9 protein-coding genes are annotated in these 16,345 nt (G+C 46.1%); 4 read left to right on the top strand and 5 right to left on the bottom strand.

Going from position 1 to position 16,345, the window contains the following annotated elements; translation table 11 throughout:
• Nucleotides 1-52: 52 nt before the first annotated feature.
• Nucleotides 53-1,417, top strand: coding sequence for a sensor histidine kinase (locus VM802_RS07060; protein WP_325529117.1), 1,365 nt, complete (start codon nt 53-55; stop codon nt 1,415-1,417).
• On the opposite strand, the gene VM802_RS07065 is transcribed toward VM802_RS07060, so the two are convergent.
• Together VM802_RS07065 and VM802_RS07070 are read right to left on the bottom strand one after the other, a co-directional pair.
• Entirely contained in the window at nt 1,395-3,560 is a 2,166-nt protein-coding gene (locus VM802_RS07065; protein ID WP_325529118.1) for a TPR end-of-group domain-containing protein, read from the bottom strand. The two genes, VM802_RS07060 and VM802_RS07065, sit on opposite strands and share 23 nt — an antisense overlap.
• Before the next feature lie 123 nt (nt 3,561-3,683).
• Entirely contained in the window at nt 3,684-4,271 is a 588-nt protein-coding gene (locus VM802_RS07070; RefSeq protein ID WP_325529119.1) for a dihydrofolate reductase family protein, read from the bottom strand.
• Between the two features lie 288 nt (nt 4,272-4,559).
• Here VM802_RS07070 and VM802_RS07075 point away from each other — a divergent pair, with 288 nt between their 5' ends.
• The 3 genes from VM802_RS07075 (at nt 4,560) to VM802_RS07085 (ending at nt 9,648) form a co-directional block, all read left to right on the top strand.
• The gene (locus VM802_RS07075) at nt 4,560-7,619 is read left to right on the top strand and encodes a SusC/RagA family TonB-linked outer membrane protein (protein ID WP_325529120.1); all 3,060 of its coding nucleotides are present in this window, start codon (nt 4,560-4,562) and stop codon (nt 7,617-7,619) included.
• 12 nt (nt 7,620-7,631) lie between these two features.
• A complete protein-coding gene (locus VM802_RS07080; protein WP_325529121.1) occupies nt 7,632-9,053 on the top strand; it encodes a RagB/SusD family nutrient uptake outer membrane protein in 1,422 nt (473 codons plus the stop codon).
• A 256-nt stretch (nt 9,054-9,309) separates the two neighbouring features.
• Nucleotides 9,310-9,648, top strand: a complete 339-nt coding sequence (locus VM802_RS07085) for a hypothetical protein (RefSeq protein WP_325529122.1) — start codon at nt 9,310-9,312, stop codon at nt 9,646-9,648.
• Nucleotides 9,649-9,720: 72 nt separating this feature from the next.
• Here the strand turns inward: VM802_RS07085 and VM802_RS07090 are convergent, their stop codons facing one another.
• The 3 genes from VM802_RS07090 to VM802_RS07100 all read right to left on the bottom strand — a co-directional run.
• Nucleotides 9,721-12,729 carry a glycoside hydrolase family 38 N-terminal domain-containing protein gene (locus VM802_RS07090; protein WP_325529123.1) on the bottom strand — a complete coding sequence of 1,003 codons (3,009 nt, stop codon included), beginning with the start codon at nt 12,727-12,729 and terminating at the stop codon, nt 9,721-9,723.
• 127 nt (nt 12,730-12,856) lie between these two features.
• Nucleotides 12,857-15,586, bottom strand: a complete 2,730-nt coding sequence (locus VM802_RS07095; protein ID WP_325529124.1) for a glycoside hydrolase family 38 N-terminal domain-containing protein — start codon at nt 15,584-15,586, stop codon at nt 12,857-12,859.
• Nucleotides 15,587-15,701: 115 nt separating this feature from the next.
• The coding region (locus tag VM802_RS07100; protein ID WP_325529125.1) for a sugar phosphate isomerase/epimerase at nt 15,702-16,345 on the bottom strand (644 nt) is incomplete at its 5' end.

Raw genomic sequence — 16,345 nt, forward strand, 5'->3', positions numbered from 1 at the left:
AGCTCATACACACCGTGATCGGCGTTGGATATGTTTTAAAAGAATAAGTTGAATGCAACTCAACATGAAAATACGCGACCGCCTGTCTCTCCAGTTCACACTCATGTTCTCCGTGGTGCTTCTCGTACTGCTGGTAAGTATCTATCTCCTGGTGGAACACAACAGGAAGAAAAGCTTTTATGATAAGCTGGAAGATCGCGCCACCACCACAGCACAGTTCTATCTCGCTGAAGACAATCTCTCCGAAGAAAACTTCAGTAAAGTACTGCGCAACTATCCCCGGTCACTGGCCCGGGAAAGCATCCGCATCTACAACGACCGCTACCAGCCCGCCTTCATCCGTGAAGATTCTGTAAAATGGAACAAAGAAGTGATCCGGCGGGTAATAACGGAAAAGCATATACACTTTGAAGAAAATGAACTGCAAGTGGCTGGCCTCTATTATGAAGACAACTCCGGTAACTTCAGCGTGATAGCCGCCGCATACGACATGAACGGCCTCGAACACATGAAGGAACTGAGATGGATCATGCTGCTGGGATACGGCTGCTCGCTCCTCATCACCTATCTGCTGGGCCGGATATTTGCACGCATCGCCCTCTCCCCCATCTCACGCATCATCAGCAACGTACGCATCATACGGGCCTCCAGCCTGGATAAACGGCTGCACATCAACAAGGGTAAGCGCGATGAAATAACAGAGTTGAGTACCACTATCAACAACCTCCTCGAACACCTGGAACAATCATTCGAAGCGCAACGCTCATTTATTGCCAATGCTTCCCATGAGCTGAGAACGCCCATCTCCTCCATCATCGGTGAAGCCGAAATCACCCTGATGCAAGACCGGCAAACACAGGAATATAAAACCACCCTGCACAATGTGATAGAAGATGCCACGCGTCTCAATGCTATTATTAACAGCTTGCTGGAACTGGTACAGGCCAATATAGACAGCAACGAACTGCAGCCTGTAAGGCTGGACGAGCTGCTTTGGGAAGCCGCCGATGAATGGGGTAATAAAGGCGCCATCGGCAAGGTAACGCTCCATTACCACGCCTTCAACAATCCGCAAAAAGTTACCATCCAGGGCAACCGCTATCTGCTCTTTATCGCACTGGGTAACATCATTAAAAATGCTATTAAGTTTTCAGGGAAAAAAGAGGTACACTGTGAACTGGATGTAACAACAGACAACATCATCATCACCGTGCGTGATCAGGGCATCGGTATTCCGCAAAGCGATCTGCATAAAATATTCCAGCCCTTCTACCGCAGCGCCAATGCCATTACCTATACAGGCTTCGGCATCGGGCTTTCATTGGCAGAAAAAATTGTGAGGCTCCACAACGGAAAAATAGAGGTAAGTTCAGTCCTGGGTCAGGGAACTGAATTCAGGCTGTTGTTTCCGGTATAAGCTCGTGTAACACGTAATCCAGCATAGGCATCTCCGTTACCATATTGATGACGGCTACCTTCTTCTCTTCATCTGTAATACGCGCTATTGCAGCTTTTACACGGGCCGCTATTTCCAGACACGTTTTCAGGTATTCTTCACGCACTATGAAAAAATGCGCCTCCCCGAAGGCTTTATTAAACATCTCTGCATGTATGCGTACTGGCAAAGACGGATGATCCTTATACCCCGTATACAACATTTCCAGTCCCCAGCTATAGGTATTCGGCATAAAGTACTGATCGTATATAATAACCAGCAACTCCTTATACCGGATGAGGTAAGCCGTTTGTTCAGGTGTATCCTGGGTTATCACAACTGTTGAAGGGTCCGGGAAATACACCCTTTTAATCAACCGCTGCATCAGGTAATGACACGCATCCGAGGCGACGGGCAATTTCACAATTTCCTCCATCAGCTCTATAGTAACGGAAGAAAATTTATTCTCTTCCCAGTAATGATGCAGCGTCTGGTAATAAGTATCGTCACGCAGGGATTCCAGGTCTTCATCTGCCCATAACTTTTCCATCTCCTCATAACCATACACCAGGGCTTTACGCACCTCATCTACGGCCTTTTTCGTTTCGCCCAGCCTGGCATAGCAGCAGGCCGTATGATGAAACAGGTATGGATTGACCCAGGCATTATCTTTTACCTTATCATACATCCGCAGTATGTCATCATAATGCTTTTCCTGGAAGCAGGCATAGAAATAATTATTGATGCGCACATAAAAATCATACCCCTGGCGATGTAGGTTGTAATATTCATCAAAGTACTGTGCAGCCCAGGCAGTGAAAATTTCATAGTCTTCATGTGTATTCTCTGCTGTACCGGGTAACTCAGGATCACGCTGACCAACCGTCTCAAAATGCGTTGCTACTCCCGCTTTGACAGTAGCAATAAAGCCCGCTGTATCTTCATTCCTGATCAGCTGCAATGGCCTGTCGGCCTTCAGAGTATCCCTGTACAGGATAATGGTACCATCTTTATCTGCCGCGATAGCAAGAAAACGGTAATTACTGTAGCTTTTATCCGGAAAATCCAGTACCCTGAAAGTAGCCGCATCCACAGCTATTTTCTCCGGACCCACGTACACAGCTTTTTCTCCCATCAGGAGCACATTCATCCAGTAATATCCACTGGTATCCATTGTGTAGTTGCCGATTGTTACTTTAGGAATAACGATGCGGTTAAAATAGATATTGGCAGCATCCACAGCATGATACTCATCCACTACCGTAAAAGTAGCCGGGTCAGCGCCGGGAATAAGATGCAGTTTATCGTCATACACACCGGTGGCTGACTTATAAAACACCGTCTCCACCTTCTGCAATTTCTTAAAAGTGCCGGTATCTGTGAGCACTGCCGTACCACCCACCACTGCATACTGGCCATCAGATGCGCCATAGGGCGTCTGACGGAATGCACTGGCATTCACCCCTTTCAGGAATACAGGCCTTCCGTGCATTACTGCATAAACATATCTGCCGTTATAATAGTAGTCGCCAAAGAAATGGATAGGTGATGTAAAACTGGCGATGTGCAGGTTCTTCAATACTTCCTCCTTCCGCTTCTTCTCAGCCAGTGCCCTGCATTTTTTCACGATGGCCGGTTCCACAATACGCCCTTTATTAAACTCGCTGGGAAAATCACCACTCACCTTTTTGAAAAAGTGTACGCCTATATCTTTCCCCATTTGTTTCCAGTCAGCATCCGGCACGTCGTCTATCTTCGTATAACCTTTTCCATTAACGGCGTAAGCTACTGTCACGGACTCCTTCGGAAGATTGAGCGCATCATTGGAGGCTACTATATACCCTGTATCTGTGGTATCTGCATAAGTAGCAAGCTTCTGCAACGCTTTCATTACGGGCGATTCTTCTCCCGCCAGCCAGGTAATGTTCCCGTAATTGAAGCAGAAGAAAGCAAATAAAAATCCTTCCTTCTTTATATAACGGAAAACGTAAAAATCATTATTGGGCTGATCCAGCTCCTGAAAGACAAAAGCCGCAAGATCAGCTACGGGAGCCGTTCTAAGATATGATTTATAGGATTTTTCAGAGATGGGTACTTTGGCAAAAATGGCGACTGGTTCCGACATGGGTTAAACTATTTGTTGTTTTCTTACACTCCTGTCCGGCTAAGTTAATATTAAAAATAAAAGGACAGGGCGAAGGTAGAAAATTCTCCGGCAGGACAACAAATAATATAACCCTTAAAAATCTTACGCCGGATGATAAGTATGTGCCACAACTCCTCCTGAGAAAACCTTCACATCAACCAGTTTCAGATCAAGCGGTGTCAGAAGACCGTTAAATATCGGCATCCCGGCCCCCAATATTATCGGATGCGTGACAATATGATATTCATCCATAAGACCTGTCGCGATCAGGCTCCGCATAAACTCGGCGCCCCCATGTGCTAAGATAGGTTTCCCTGGCTCAGATTTGAGTTCCGTGATACCTGTGGCAAGATCACCGTCAAAAACCCGTGCCTGGGCCCAGGACGTTTCTGCAGGCGACAGTTCCGCGTGGGGGAAAATACTCCCGGGTGTAAATCCTTTTCTGGTGAAGACAGCCTTGGGGGCCTCGTTCATCGGCGCAGTAAACGGCCCGGTAGAAGTTGGCCAGTAAGGCCCCATACTCTGAAAGGTCTTGGTGCCCATAATATGCAACCCTGCCGTCCCGCAAAGCCCCGCAACCCAGGCCGTTGACGCTTCATCCGTAGACTTGAACATCCACTTGAGATTACCATTGGTTTCGGCCACAAACCCATCCAGGGAGACCGACATTTTCATCATCAATTTTCGCATGATTAAAAGATTTGTTACTCAAATGTAAACTACCCACCCCACTCTTGCACGGGGCTAAAGCGACTAATGAAGGGGGAATTTGCGCTATATCCCGCTTTTCTGATCTTCGTTCATCGGGTCAGTCACAAAATCCCACCCCTATCTTCGCTCATCAGGTCAATCACATAAATCAAAAAAATCACAGTCTGCATTAGAAAATCCTAACCTCTTTCTAACCATTCTTCAACCTCGCGTTAAGCAGCCCCCAATACCGCCGTCCTAGCTTTGCCAGCAAATTACATTTTCGTTATGCACATGAAATCTATTATCCTGTTTTGTACAGCATTACTGTATGCATTGGCAGACATGGCACAGGAGCGGGTAGTGAAAGGCACGGTGACTGACTCGCTCACGCAACAGCCGCTACCCGGCGTCTCCATAAAGGTAGCCGGTACACAGAAAGGCACAGCCACTGATGCCAATGGCGCTTTCACGATTAAGATCTCCGGCAAAGAAAGCCTGCGCCTTTCCTATATCGGGTATGATGAAACCATTGTCACACCCTCTCCGGAACAGCAAACATTGCATATCATGTTGTCCTCCGCCGCAAGGGCGCTTTCATCCGTTGTGATCACTGGCTATACACAACAGAGTAAATCACGCACAATCGGCGCCGTTACCAGCTTGCCCGCTGCGGTAGTCACCCAGGCGCCTGTAGGCTCGTTCGACGTAATGCTGCAAGGCCGTGCACCAGGACTATATGTAGGCACGCCCACCGGTCAGCCCGGAGAAGCCGGCAGGGTATCTATCCGCGGCCTCGGCTCCATCAACGGAGACGTGAACCCACTTTATGTGGTAGATGGCGTACCGGTGAGCAACAATTCCTTTGCAGCATTGAACCCCGACGACTTTGAGACCATCAGCGTACTTAAAGACGCAGCAGCTACAGCCCAATACGGCTCCCGCGCTGCCAACGGTGTTATTGTAATCACCACCAAAAAAGGAAAAGCCTGGGAAGATGGCAAAGTGCGCGTGAACTACCGTAACCAGTTTGGCGTATCTATGCTCAACAGCAGCAAATGGGATATGATGAACACCAACGAACGCCTGCAATTCGAAGAGATACTCAAAGATCCCGGGATGCCCGGCTGGGCCTACTCCCGCAACAATCCGGAGAAAATGGTGAATGGCATCGCAATCCCTAAAACAGATGCCGATTATCAATATGGCGACCGGTACCTCGACAGCCTCCGCAACATCAACACAGACTGGCGTAAATACCTGTTACGCAACGGGCGTATACAATCGCATGCACTCAATGTTTCCGGCGGCAGCGAGCACACCACATTTTATCTGTCTGCCGGTTACTTCAACCAGGAAGGCATTGCACTTAACTCCGGCATGGAACGTTACAGCCTCCGCGCCAACATCCAGAACAGAAGCGGGCGTTTTAAATCAACACTGAATATGGGCATCTCTACAGCTGCCGTAAAATATATCCCGGATGAAGGTGTTGCCGCTGAAGGTGGCGCTGCTGTTGGCGGTGGCGGCATCACAGAAAAAAATCCCATCGCGGCCTTGTATTACGCACTCCCTTATGAATCACCATATGGAAAGCCTGGCCCCGGCCGCTACGGCGCCAATGCCCTGGATGCGTATGCCAATACACTGCTCAAAGACAACCAGATAAAAGGCGTGATGTCTTTCAAAGAAACCGCGCAGCTCAATAATGAATTCCAGCTAACAGGTACAGTGGGAATGGATTTCCAGCAAACTACCCGCACAGATTACCTGAGCCCCGATTCATGGTACGGACAAATGGTTCCCAACGGCAACCAGGGCTATTACAAGAAGAACCTGGCCTCCAGGCTCGGACTCGTGAGCACCGGCGGCCTGCGTTACAATAAACAGTGGGGTAAACACGAAATAGAAGCCAACCTCCTCGCCGAAATCAATAAAATCACCGGCAGCAACTTCGGCTTCACCGGTTTCGGACTCACTGCTGAACTGCCTAAAACACCCGCCGGCATTACTCCCGGTACCGGCGATAATAACTTCATTCCGACGATCGACTATAAAATACCGCCCAACAGGCTGCTCATCTCGCAGATCGCTTTATTCCGTTACTCTAACGGAGACAGATATACGATTTCTGCCAGCCTGCGCCGCGATGGCTCCTCACAGGTACCAGCAATCAACCGGTACAAATTCTTCTATGCCATTGGCGGCAGCTGGAACTTGCTGGCAGAGCAGTTTATGCAGGATGTACATACCTTCAGCACCCTGCGGTTGAGGGCCAGCTACGGGCTCACCGGTAATGCCGGCGGCTTCGCAAGCGATTACGGTTTCAGAACGCTGTACGGCGCAGCGCTCTATGGCGGCAGCAAAGCGCTGACGCCCCAAACACCCGGCAATCCTTTCTATAACTGGGAAACCAATCGCATCAGCGATATAGGCTTGGAATTTGGCTTCTTTCACAATCGTCTGCGTGGTGAAATAGATGTATACAATCGCGTTACCAACGGCCTGTTCATCAATCGCAATCTCTCGCTCACCACCGGCTTTTCTACCATCGCATCCAATGCCGGCAAGGTGCGTAACCGCGGCATAGAACTGATGCTGGAAGGAGATATCATCAAGCAAAAAGGTCTCACATTCACCCTGGGGCTTAATATCGCCTACAACCAGAACAGAATCCTGAGCCTGGGAGATGAACAGCAGATCTTCGCCGATGAAGCCACCATCAATAAACCAGGACTCCCGCTAGGTACATTCCGTGCAGTAAGATGGAAAGGTGTAGACCCACAAACAGGCGCACCTGTATACCTGGACAAAAACGGCAACGAAACCAACACCTACAACGCAGATGACGCAGTGCCCCTGAAAGCAAAATATGATCCGCCATTAATTGGCGGCGCTACCGCCAGCTTACGCTACAAGCGTTTCGAATTATCCATGCTGGTGAGTTTCATTCATGGTATGTCAAGGCTCAACTACCCCGACATGTACGCACACTCCGGCGATCCCAATTACCGCTACTATAGCCAGTCCAGAGACATGCTGAGCATCTGGCAGAAACCCGGCGACATCAGCAAATACCCGGGTGCACAATACGCCACCTACTTCACATCCCGCGATATTACCAGTGCAGACTATATAAAGCTGAGGAACGTAACGGTTGGCTACAACATCCCGGTAACAAAAGGAATGTCGCGCCATGTACGCCAGATCAAGGTATTTGCCACAGGCCAGAACCTACTGTCCATCATGAAATGGCGCGGCTTTGATCCGGAAGATGCGAACGACATAGCACAATATGAATATCCCATGCCGCGCACTATTTCCGGCGGTATTAATGTAACCTTCTAAAGTAATCATCACATGACCAAACGATATCTTCTCCATACGCTTGCTGCCATAGGAATAAGCGCAGGCATATCTTCCTGCTCACGCATGCTGGATGTAAAACCTGTTGACCAGGTGGATGAAAGCAAAATATTCTCTTCCGTACAAACCTTGAACAAAGCAGTACTGGGCGTCTACGCCGACTGGCAGGCAGAAAACACGTTGCGGACCGGCTCCGTAATGGCCGATGAATGCAGCATAGGACCTAAGAATGCCGGCGTAAACGGTTCTGCACAAAATCTCTTCCGCTGGTCCTATGCAGCAGCCGACAAAGAAATCACAGATCCCTGGGTCAATGCCTACCAGGTTATCAACCGGGCCAACCGGTTACTGGAAGGCATTGACAAGGTACCAGCTACCTCACAGACAGATGAGAAAACAAAGCAGCACATGAAAGGCGAACTCCTGGCAATCCGTGCCTTTGAGCACTTTGAATTGTACCGCAACTACAGTTATGCCGGGATATATGATGCTGCCACATGGGCTGTGCCTTATGTAACCGTCTCCAACATTGATAATAAACCGGGAAGGCCAACAGCAGCAGATTTTTTTAGTGAGATGAATAAGGATGTCACAACCGCACTGACACTCATAGATGACGGGAAGGATATTACACGCATGCAGCAAAACGCAGTATATGCATTGCGCGCCAGGGCCGCGCTGTATACCCGTAACTGGGGAGTGGCTGCGGAAAGCGCAGGCAAAGTAACAGACAATGTTCCGCTCGCAGCACCGGAAGAGTTCCCAAAAATATGGACAGACCAAAGTGATGCAGAAGTGCTCTTCAGACTGAAACGTAACAGTAGCAGTAGCCTCAGACCAGGCGACATCTGGAAGAACATATCACTGGGCGTAGTATACTTTGCGCCTTCCCGCAAACTCCTGAATACCTACGATAAAGTAAATGACATCCGGTATCCCTGTTATTTTGATTACGACGAAACGCTTGTCAGCAACGGTCAACCAGGTGATGTCATTAAAAAATATGCCGGTGCTCAGGGTGCAGAAAACCTCAACGACCTAAAAATGTTCCGCGTATCGGAGATGTATCTTATCCGTGCCGAAGCCTTGCTGCAACAAGGTGACATAGCGGCCGCCGCAACAGATCTGAATACCCTGCGCAGCAAACGCATCCGCAATTATGTGCCGCAATCCTTCAAAGATCAGCAGCAACTGCAACAGGAAATCCTGCTGGAACGCTTCCGCGAACTGCCCTTCGAAGGACACAGATATTACGATCTGAAACGAATGGGGCTACCCATTGAACGCAACCAGGAAGACACCGGCGGCTCAGACGGTACTACATTACAACCGGCAGATCTTTATTACTACCTGCCCGTGCCACAGGCCGAAATACTTGCCAATCCTAATCTGCGTCCGAATAATAAAGGCTGGTAGGGTACCAGACAATAGCTTTTAGCTCTTATTCTTTAGACAAAGAGTAAGAGCTAAAAGCTATAAAAACCCATCATTCTGGCTATCTGGAAACTCAGGACACTGGTAGGATCACAGGAGAGAAGTGCACACAAAAGTATCCCTGTATGGCCGTGAGAGCCAATTTTGAATAGTTTTTGTTAATTCACTTTGAAATACAAAGTACTTTCATTTACTTTACATAGCAAAGTATTTTTTCTCAATCCCAAAAAACAAAATCATGAAAACTTCAAGAATAAAATTCGTTTCCTTTTTCCTCATTGCCGGGTTTGCCTTCCTTTTTATTTATAACGTAATTTTTCGCTCAGTCGTCCGGCTCCTTCCCGAAAGCGGAACATCTTTTCTGAGCACAGAATCACTAACAGGGTGGAAAAGCGTCGTATCCGCAATGCTATATCCCATCAAAATTGTTTTGGTAGGCCCCATGCTTCCTCTTCTCAATTTGCCGGATCCGCCACCTCCATTTTTGGTTATCGGCCTTGCTTTCTACTGGACTATACTCGCCCTGGTAATTCATTATTTTATAGGCAAAATAAAACGCTCTCAACTAAAAACATGACTTTAAACGGATCAGAAGTTTCTGTAATCCTGTTATAGGAAAACTTAAATATAAAGCATTAAGCCATTACACTTATTCTATTATTAACGTTGCTATTCCATACGGCAACATATTAACTTCACCTCCAATTTCTTCACCCGGTACTTCATCCGCAATGCAGGTTCGTACAGATTTCGGTACAAATGAAGGAAAGGTAAGGGTTACGCTTTCTGGTTTTTCGGATAATGAACGAAGCCGGATAATCATAGAATTACCATCTGCAGATGTTTTAACAACTGATATAAATATCTTATCATTATCTATTTTAACTAAGGGCTTAATGTTGGCTCTTTCTTTAACAGGGGTAGCGACTAGTGGTTGCGACTGCTCAAGTCCAAAGCGGTTAGCTTTAACGGCATCATACCCATGTTGATGCGGCAGTATCCGATAACGAAACCTCAATTTTCCTTCCTGAAAAAGTGGAAAATTTGTGTGCCAATGATTATTAAGCGCCCATGAATATATTGTTGAACTCAAAGGCAAATGTTGAATCCATTCAGGAGAGTGAAAAGCACCTCCGATAATATTGGCTGTCATATTACCACTTTCAAAAACAGGAGCATCCAGTGAACACCAGCTTACGCCCTTATCTCCATTGGATATATCAAGCCAACGTTGAATACCGATCCAGTTACGGTTTGCAGCAGGAAGCTGATCTGCCTCAATTTCTACCACACCCCAGGGAATATCCATCCGTGTACGTCCGTCCGGAATATCGAAAGCAAAGCCAAAATGAACGCCTTCTTTTTGCGTTGTTGCTATTTTATCTACTAAATTATCTATTTCAATTTCAGGGTTACCCGAAGTAACACGAACTTCCCGGATTAATACATTGCAACCTTCTGCTTTCGATTCTATCAGTATCGATGCTACCAGCGGCCCGTTCTCTTTAATCATTGTCTTTACCATTGTCGGCCCTGTAGCTTTTGCGGTACTCTTTGCTGAGTTATTTAAGGATGCATTATTATCGACAGCATACTGTGGCCCGCTGGAGGCAGGCTTTCCGCTTCCGGCCAGATATCTGAAGCTGTTAACTTTACTGGCATCATTCTTACTGACAAAATCATTTCCCGTTTTATCTTTTATACTAACAATATCTCCGGTTACGGGATCAATCAAGACTTTAAGCAAACCATTCTCCAAGGTATTGCCGTTTGCCATTTTCCCCTTAGAAATCGCTGTCTTCTTTGTACTTAATAGATAGTTCTTTGCACCTAATGCTGGAATATCAGAAGCCATAAACACCAATTCACCCGTGCTTAATCGTTGGGAGACAATAGTTTTATTATGCTCATCCATAACAGAGAAGATCCCTTTACTTTGGTCTTTTGTAAGTGTAATTAATCCACTTCGTTGCCAGGAAAGCGTATTAAATACAGCAATAATGTTTGACGTGTCAGTTGATAATGGTTTCAGTGAATTTGAAAGCAGCTGTATACTACTGTCTTCAGCAGTTTTAAAAAAAAGCTGCTTCACTTTCCATATTTCGTTCTGCATATCGTCCTGCTTAGGATTCATATAACACCAGGTATGCTCTGAACCCATCAACACATTACGCCAGGCTTCATTAAGCTCCCTGCGGGGCGCTTTTTCGCCATGATGAAGCATAGACCAGAGCATATCGGCTTGAATCAGCCGCTCCTTGGAATTACGGTTCATAGCTGTCTCTTTTGCAGCTGTACCCAAACCATCTGTCCAATATTCAGTAAAATCTCCCCTGTATGAAGGAATAACAGCTCCATATTTTTTCTCAAATGCCGACATAATATCTGTCGAGCTCGAGATCACCAAACGGGGAAACGCATATTCTTCATTCCAGCTTTTCACCGCGTCAGGCAGATCGGCATCTATAGGCGTATTATCCGCCATTGCCCATGTCATTGGAAATAAATCATAGGGATAATCCTTATCCCCTTCAAGTTCTTTGAGTTTTGACCACAAATAACCGTCAATGAAGTTTTCACGGGGGTGATCCGTTTTGACGATCTGCAATAATTTATCAGGATCTTTCTGACCAGCCATTAATGGCCAATATTTATGCCCTTTTGCTCTTGCTCCGGGAGTGTAATCTCCGGGCTGAAGAAACAATACCTTTGAAGTTCCATCCTGCCCAATCCACCAAAATGGCTTGAAACTAAATTTATCAGCTAATCCAGTTCGATCTGATCCATTGAAAGGTGCAAAAATATACTTGATCCCAAACTGGGCAGCCATTGGAACAATTCCCCATGTCATACCAGGGACATCCACCTGAACAATTGTATTTACCGGAACACCTGTCAATTTCTCCAGACTCTTTGCATCTCCAAAGTATCTCGGAAATTCTTCGCCAGCTGTAATACTTGTGTTGTCGTTTATATATCCGGCATCTAAATGTATATACCCATTCCGGATAGCATCTAATAATTCACTTTTTTCAGCTGGGCTTGCATTCTTTAAATACCGCTCAACTGGCCAGACAACTTCCGGATTCCAAACATACCTTGCCCCCTCCGGATAACTTGACGTTTCCTTCGCAAGTTTCATCGCGTTGACAAGATTCCGCTTGTGAATAATCTCCACATTAGCCTGAGTGTTCGTATATCCAATATCTACATGCGAATGAGGGAATATATAAACAGTCCATTGTCTTTGTTTAGGTAAAACAAATGATCTTCGTATGACCCTACTGCCCGATTTCAATTTTATAAACACCTGTATCTCCTTCTCTACACCAACCTTCGATGGTAGCGTGACCTTTACTGTTTTATAGCCGTTTTTGTTAAAGGGAAATGAAGTAGTTTCTGTCCGCCCGTCAACCGTAACTTCAATTTCTGAAGATTGATATAAATTGCTCCCTTGAAACGTCAATATCACTTCCCTTCCTGGTTTGCCATCTTTACAATAGCGGTAAATGCTTGTAGATGTACATTCCAGATTACTGGGAAATGGAAGGCCCGACTCTTCCTGAGCTATCCTGAACGTCGGTTGCTGCGCTGAGCTATTAAACCCAATCAGGATAAATGTTAAACAGAACGACAGGCAGATGTTTAATATCTTCATTACAATCTATTTGTTGATATATTACTTATTGTCCACTATGTATAATAGCGGCACTCCGGAAATAAAATTTTGAGTTGCGTTACACCAGCGTCTTCATTTGAAGATGTCGCTATTGAGCTCGCCGGGGCTATTTCAAAATAAATGTCCGGGGCTGATTCGCGCCAATTTCAAATGAAAAGGAATTATTTACAACCGGAATATAGTTTCCGTCCAACTGTTCACCTCTCAGATTGCAAGGGTATGCCTTTTTGAACACGGCCTGCACTGGAAGCTTTACATTACATTTTCCCGGGGTACCCGCTTCCTCCCAAAACCGGATCATGGTTTGGCTGCCGTTTCTAAGGAAAGAAGTAACCAATATACCCTTTCGGTCAAGCCGGATACCTCCCTGCATATTGGGCAACTCCCCTGTCGTCTTATAGTTGTAGGCATATGCCAGACTTGTAGGGGCATAAAATGCTGCGCTCAAAGGTGTGCGTGTCTCCTCCGCAGGCGTAATAAAATTGGATGCAGCATCATAGGTCTTATAACTCCAGACATAAAACTTCGCCGCATGAGATCCCTCTACCCACTCCGTGAAGTTGGTGCCCCAAACATTGTTATACAAATTGGACAGCACCGTTCCTGTACTGAGCGTTTTTGTTTTGGAAAAAACACCTATGCCTGGTTGATCAATGCTTACCCCCGGTGTATATGGGCAGTTTAAACCAATACCACCGCTCTTATCATACATGGCCATCGCAGTATTAAGGAAATAAAAATCGTGATTGGCTTTGCCCACCAGGTCTTTCTGTGGATCTACTATGCCGCCTGTGCGCAACAACCGGTATTCAGGTTTGTTCATCGCAAAGGGAAACGCCATCCAGCCTGCTTCAGGATTGGGAATCCCCTTCTTTCCGTCAAGGCCTATGGTAATTTCAATGTAAGGCTCATTCTCGTAAAGCGTATAATTTACCAGATATTGTTGCGCGCTGCTGTCGTTTAGCTGGCACATAGCAGAGGCACGAATCATAGTGGCATTCTTTAGCCATTCTATTATATTGCACTTCCCGGAGATCCGGACGGAATGAAGATCAGGCAACTGCTCCTTTAATCTGATAAATTCCTGTCCAGCCCATTCAACATTACCAGGCTTTATATAATTATTGTTATAGGCCTCCACTTGCTCCTGTCCCAATCTTTCGTATACATACTCGCCAAAAGCATACTTGCTCTTTGAATCCACCAGCTCGCGGTTATTCTGTTTATCAATAATTGACTGCAATGTTCCCGTAGATGGATTGATCGTTATTTTGAAGTACTTGTTTTCAAACTCGTTATTTTGCTCACGCACCGATAGCGTTGATGAAAATTCTCCCGTATTTTCAACTACAACAAATGTTTTATACCCTCCTGCAGGGATTTCGGTGGCATCAAAAGAAAGCAGGTTGTGGTCCTGGTATACCGGAATTATTTTACCCGTTTCCAGATCTTTCAAAGCCTTGATCGGTGGCGCCTGGTGCGATGGGTTTTCGTAATAGCTCATAAACAAGCTAACACGCCCACTTCTTGGCCAGGGCAGCGAGTTATAGACGGTCACATGTGGCGATTTCTCTTTTACAGATTTCGTTAGCTCAAAAAGCAGATTCCGCTTTATAGGCCATATTGCTTTTTCGGCTAGTTTCGTATAGGCGGCCTTCTCTTCCCACGACTTTTCCAGGAAATAATAATTACCCTCAGCCTTATTAATTTTAAAGTCGTCGCCATACTTCCAGAAAAGTTGATGCCCGTGTGAAATAGCTGCACCGAAGGTGTGCTCATCAAATAGCAACATATTTTCTGTAGCTGTATTCACATATTTGTCAATTGAAACATCTTTACCTTTCCATAAATTCATTTGGGTATTCAATTGCTCTGTCAAATAGGTTTCTCTCTGGAAAACCTTGTTGGTCTTTACTTCCTCTGGCATAGACATAAAGCCGTGGATCCAGGTATCCGGCATATCTCCTTTGATGGTTGGCAATTCCGGCTTTTCTTTCATCAGCAGGTCGTAGAAGTCCGAAATCCGTCCGATATGTATGCGCGCATTAGGCATTTTTTCCCTCGCTTCCTTTATTAAAGCAGCTACCCCCCGGGGATCGGGCGCACCGGTATTTTCATGTGTATGGATCATGGCCAGCCACGTTTTGTAAGGCCAGTCCGTAGGCGGTAAGATACCGGAACCATAGTACTTTGCCCAATAAAAGGTGAGTAACTTTGAACCATCCGGTCCTTGCCACCAGAATAAGGTGGGCACATCAGGTGATGTGGACCCGGGATTGCAACCAATATGCAAAATGTCCACTCCTGCGTTTTTCAGTAAGGTTGGAATCACCCAGGAATGCTCAGGCACATCTGTAAACTTGGCGTCGCGGGCAGGCTTTAATCCAAAACGGTAATTGATGCTATCTGCTATCGACAATCCACGTACAAGGTTCTCCATATCGCTTGATTCCGTCTCAAGCGTGAAAGGCAATGCATGCGGAATGATACGCTGTTGCCTGATAGCATTCTCCAACCTTTCCTTGTTGCGGGGAGAGCAATTATCAAGCATATATTTCAAAGGCCAGGCGGGAATAGTCCATACAAACCGCTCATTCTTTGGCAGGGAAGCAGTCTGGTCAATGAAATCCAGTGTTGTTTCCAACATAGGTCCCGAATACTTCTGCAACACCCCCTCTGCCCAATCTGTATACCCGATATCGACATGCATCTTGAAAGCAATAACAATATCGGTAACACGACTACTGGCAGCTCCTTTTCCTGCATCCACCGCACTGATCTGCGCCATTGCAAACACCGGCAGGAGGAGAAAGATGATCAATTTTAATAGCTTCATAGTTATATTCATTGTATCTATTACTTCGATTGATGTGTTAGCAGTAAACAGCAGTACTGCCACTAATCGCTACATAAATTTTTTATAAATCAACCCTTGTAAAATATCTGCAGAATCACCCTGCATAATAATATCGCTCTTTCAAAAGATTCATCATATACACATTTAACGCCCACTGATCAGCAATCGGGCGCCCCGTTACAGGGTCATTGACCATATAAGGATAAGGGCCAAACTCTGTTGTGATGGTAAAGAAGCCATTCTCCCGTCTCTTTCTTTCAGCTACTTTATCCCACCACGACAGGTGCCTGTTCAACGCATATTCCCATTCTTTTACGCGGGGATCAGGTACCTGAGGCCCTTCAGGATAACCCACCCTGGCGTGTAAATGTTCTGTCCTTTCTAGTGCAAGTTGCATGGCAGCTTCCTGATCTTCGAGATAAGATTCCGCCACACATACCCAATGAGAAGCATCCAACGTAATCTCTAGTTCAGGTATCTTCATTAGATACGTCCGGGTAATATGGGCGGCGAATGAAAACTTATTCCGGTGCGTTTCATGCACTACCTTTTTATTGCAGGAAGCAGCAACGCTGATTAACTTCTCATTTTGCTCAAAGGAAAAATAATCCTTTCCTGTCTGGGAATTGACTTTAACTGCCGGATACGGACTTATTTTCTCAAGCCAGGAACAATAACGGTCATAATGCCGGGAATAATCAGTATCAACAGTATCATAGTGCTGTATAATTACAGCCA

Source organism: Chitinophaga sp. (assembly GCF_035538455.1).
GTDB lineage: Bacteria > Bacteroidota > Bacteroidia > Chitinophagales > Chitinophagaceae > Chitinophaga.